A 626-nucleotide genomic window follows, 5' to 3' on the forward strand; every position below is an offset into this window, starting at 1 on the left:
AGGGATGTGTCCATAGATGAACAAAAGAAGCTTCAAAAAAATGTTTCTAATATTTATTTTAGGTATCATTGTAGGTCTATTCGTAATCCCATTACTTAGACCACTTATAGTTGATTGGCTAAAAACTATATTTGGTTAATAGTAACGATAACCTTATTTAACAAAAAAGTTTTCCCTTTTATTTTTTAATAGCATTGTTTTGACAAATTAACTTCCACGTTTATTGGCGGTAGAAGTTGGTTTGAGAATTTAGCACTTTTATGACCTTAGATCCTTATAATCCTACACGTACAGGTATGACTTTTAGTTTTAGATATTCTCATTAATTTAATTAAAGGAGATACGTGTTATGGTAACGAAGTATTACAAGTACATTCCTTGGTTGATCTTAGGAGCTATTGGATCTTATGAATCCGCAACTTATTTTGGACATAGCACATTTGATACGCTGTATTTATCTATTGTTTTTATGATTGTTTACGTAGCTTTATTCATTCTACACGAAAAATATCTGAAATATAAATATAAAGAAATATTTACACATATTATGAGCAATCCTGAAAAAGATCATCATCCCTAGTAAGATATAGCATAATAAAGCCCTAGCAACCAGATTGTACTGACCC

1 protein-coding gene is annotated in these 626 nt (G+C 30.0%); it reads left to right on the forward strand.

Annotated features, from left to right (window positions below; translation table 11 throughout):
• Positions 1-349 precede the first annotated feature (349 nt).
• Positions 350-580: a hypothetical protein gene (locus HMPREF2704_RS03010; RefSeq protein WP_023027513.1), complete on the forward strand. Its 231-nt coding sequence runs from the start codon at positions 350-352 to the stop codon at positions 578-580.
• Positions 581-626: the final 46 nt, after the last annotated feature.

This window comes from Streptococcus sp. HMSC076C09, from assembly GCF_001837905.1.
Taxonomy (GTDB): Bacteria; Bacillota; Bacilli; order Lactobacillales; family Streptococcaceae; genus Streptococcus; species Streptococcus parasanguinis_I.